This is a genomic window from Desulfovibrio sp. (assembly GCF_019424165.1).
GTDB lineage: Bacteria > Desulfobacterota > Desulfovibrionia > Desulfovibrionales > Desulfovibrionaceae > Desulfovibrio.
The window spans coordinates 1-3,049 of the sequence record NZ_JAHZAA010000010.1 but is presented as its reverse complement, the minus strand read 5'-3'; the positions used below and the strand labels follow the sequence as shown (position 1 = coordinate 3,049).

Genomic DNA, 3,049 nt, shown 5'->3' with positions numbered 1-3,049 from the left:
CAGCCGATAAGGCATAGTATGTAAAAAGGCATGGGTCGGCGGTAATCTCTTCGGCCTTTGTAGAGGTTGGACTGCTGGTTGCAACAAGGAGCGCACATGGATTTGAATCAGAAAAAGCAGGAAGACGAACTTCTGCAACTGGTGACGTTCAGCATCGGTGAAGAGGAGTTTGGGGTAAATATCCTGAAGGTGCAGGAAATCATCCGCACTATGGAAATTACCAAAGTACCCCGCGCTCCCGAATTTGTGGAAGGCGTCATCAATTTGCGCGGCAAGGTTATTCCCATCATTGATCTGCGGCGGCGTTTCGGGCTTGCCTCCAAGGCGCACGACAAGAACACGCGGATCATTGTTATTGAAATCAACAATATTATCGTGGGGTTTGTGGTCGATGCCGTTTCCGAGGTATTGCGCATTCCCGCAAGCACGGTGGAGCCGCCGCCGCCAGTAGTGGCCGGGGTGGATTCGGACTACATCAGTGGCGTGGGCAAGTTGCAGGATCGTCTGCTCATCATGCTTGACCTCGACAAACTGCTTTCCAATGACGATATGGACATGCTCGGCGGCATCTAGCCCCACTGTTCGGACAAAAAACTTGCGAAATACTACAGGGCGGGGGCTGCGGCTCCTGCCCTTTTTTGTTGCAGCATGATGTATGCAGGCCACTCATGCCCCACAGGTATGAACAGCAAGCATGCCTGGCATGCCGACGCTCCGGTGCTCAGGCACGCCCAAAATGCCAGAAATGTGTGGTGCGGCGCTGCCCGATATGGGCCGCCTTGCCGGTGGAGTCAGTTATGGACGTTTCGATCGCAATGGTCAGTGCAAATAAAAAAGACTTTCTTGATCTTCTGCTGCTTGGCGATGAGCAGGAAGACATGATTGACCGCTATCTTGAACGGGGCAATCTTTTTGCCCTCTATGACGGCAGCGGGCGGGTCGCCAGGTGCGTGTGCGTGGTAACCGACGAAGGTAACGGGCTGTTTGAAATAAAAAACCTGGCTACGGACGCCAGGCATCAGGGGCAGGGCTATGGAAGCCTGATGGTAAGACATGTGTGCGCCCAATATGGGGGCAAAGGAACGGACATGCTTGTGGGGACGGGTGAAAACCCACGTACCCTGAATTTTTACAGGCGGTGCGGTTTCAGATACTCGCACCGCCTGAAAGATTTTTTTATCAACAACTACCGGCATCCCATTGTGGAGAACGGCGTACTGCTGACTGACATGATTTATCTTAAAAAGGCGCTCTGATTCTCACTGTCACGCCGTTTTGCCGCTGCTCGCCCTATTTTGCCGCGTGTCCGGCGCTGATGCGGCGGCTATGGCGCAGGCGTAATTCTTCCACGATGACTTTTTCATAATCCGGAGCTATGGAAAAATCGGCATGAAGCTCGGCGCAGAGCATGTTTTCGATCTGCTGTGTTTCTTCCCATATTTCAAGCAATTCGTCATCAGCAAGGGTTTTGACGCGCTCGGTAAAGGGTTCTTCGTCAGCAAAGGGTATACAGGATGCCATAACATTTCTCCATGTGGCGGGCAAAACAGGATCAAACGTCAAAAAGCGCTGCCGGGTCGGCTTCATTTTCAGGGCAGCTTACGGATATTGTCGCGCATCGGCAAAAAACTGCGCAGTTTTCATTAATCGCAGTCTGGGCCGCAAAAATTCGGGAGTTCCCATAGGCTGCAAAACTGCCAGACTGAACAGTAGAGGCGACAAATAACCACTATCCCAGTCAGCCACAAATGTCACGGTCGCAGTGGCATTTGTGGCCTGTTCGTCCGGCAGGGCTTGCCATTGGCTCAGCATGGCCCTGATGTCGGCCGTGCGTGGGCCTTTTTTCGTGTCTCGGGTGTAGAGCATCTCTGGCAGGGCGGCAAAGTCGGCAAAGCATTGAGCCGCAAGGCCGTTTTCTTCGGGCGTCGGCAAGCTCAGGCTGAAAGCCTCGGCAAGAGCCTGTTCCGTGCGGCGGCTCTTGTCTTCTACTTTTTCAACACGAAGAACTTCCATGCCGGGGGGCAGCAGCGGGTTCAGGCGTCCGGCCAATTCCTCGGCGGGCAGCGTTTTGTGCAGGGTCAGAGCAAACCATTCTGCCCGGCTTTCAACGCCCACAGGCAAGGCCCGGCCGAATGACATGAGAGGCATGGGGTGAAAGCCCTGTGAAAAGGCAAGCGGCAATGCCGCCCGCCGCATGGCGCGTTCCAGAACGGCTTGCAGCTCCAACTGGCTCAAATAGGCGCTGCCTTCGGCCTTGCTGTGCCAGACACGATACTGGGCGGCCTTGACTGTCAGCTCAAGGGTTATCTTGGGCGGGCGGCTGGCCGGGGGGCGGCATACAAGGCGTCCGTCGGCATCACGGTTTGCCTGATGGGCGCGCTGGTCGCGCTGCGGAAAGATAAGCCTGTTACGGTGCAGATGCGCATCAGAAAGGGCGGCTGTTTGCCCGGCGGCTACGTCCTGCCCGGCCGCTACGTCCTGCCCGGCGGGCATGTGCACGACGGCACTTTCTTCATGCGTGCCTTCGAACGGGGCGGACTCACAAGAACCGGCGGGAACAGGGGAAGGCGTATGCGGCATGCGCGACGGCCCCGCTTTTGTGTCGCAGGCCCCGCACTGGCGGCATGCGCCATAGCGGCAGTCGGCGGTAATTTTTTCCTGCAGGGCCCGCTGCCACTCGCGCAGCAGAAACTCTTCAGAAATCCCGGCTTCCAGGTGGTCCCAGGGCATGGGACTGCCCGGCACACGCTCGGCGATGCATTGAGCAGGGCTCAGGCCGCATTCTTCCAAAGCTTCAAGCCAGGGGGCCAGATCAAAGTTTTCCATCCAGCTCGTGAAAATGGAGCCTTTACGGTAGGCTTTTTCCACAACATCGGCCATGCGGCGGTCCGCGCGGGAAAGGATGCCTTCAAGATGGCTCATGGCCGGCTCGTGCCAGCGCAGCTTGAGGAACTTCTGCCCCTTGAACTGCTGCCGTACCAGATGCACGCGCCGCTGGATTTCCTCCTGGCTTATCTGGGGAACCCACTGAAAGGGCGTGAAGGGCTTG

The 3,049-nt window shown here is 56.6% G+C and carries 4 protein-coding genes; 2 read left to right on the top strand and 2 right to left on the bottom strand.

Features of this window, described 5'->3' with window-relative positions:
* Positions 1-96: 96 nt before the first annotated feature.
* Together QZ377_RS05465 and QZ377_RS05460 are read left to right on the top strand one after the other, a co-directional pair.
* Complete coding sequence (locus QZ377_RS05465; RefSeq protein WP_012624654.1) at positions 97-573, top strand: chemotaxis protein CheW; 477 nt, start codon at positions 97-99, stop codon at positions 571-573.
* Positions 574-797: 224 nt separating this feature from the next.
* Positions 798-1,256, top strand: a complete 459-nt coding sequence (locus QZ377_RS05460) for a GNAT family N-acetyltransferase (RefSeq protein WP_291440187.1) — start codon at positions 798-800, stop codon at positions 1,254-1,256.
* Positions 1,257-1,290: 34 nt separating this feature from the next.
* Here the strand turns inward: QZ377_RS05460 and QZ377_RS05455 are convergent, their stop codons facing one another.
* Together QZ377_RS05455 and QZ377_RS05450 are read right to left on the bottom strand one after the other, a co-directional pair.
* Positions 1,291-1,521 carry a hypothetical protein gene (locus tag QZ377_RS05455; protein ID WP_291440186.1) on the bottom strand — a complete coding sequence of 77 codons (231 nt, stop codon included), beginning with the start codon at positions 1,519-1,521 and terminating at the stop codon, positions 1,291-1,293.
* 78 nt (positions 1,522-1,599) lie between these two features.
* Positions 1,600-3,049: TIGR03936 family radical SAM-associated protein (locus QZ377_RS05450; protein WP_291440185.1), on the bottom strand; the 1,450-nt coding region annotated here is incomplete at its 5' end.

Bases quoted from the DNA above. Each gene is read 5' to 3' on its own strand.
- QZ377_RS05460 (WP_291440187.1), top strand. From the start codon at position 798: ATGGACGTTTCGATCGCAATGGTCAGTGCAAATAAAAAAGACTTTCTT.
- QZ377_RS05465 (WP_012624654.1), top strand. From the start codon at position 97: ATGGATTTGAATCAGAAAAAGCAGGAAGACGAACTTCTGCAACTGGTG.
- QZ377_RS05455 (WP_291440186.1), bottom strand. From the start codon at position 1,521: ATGGCATCCTGTATACCCTTTGCTGACGAAGAACCCTTTACCGAGCGC.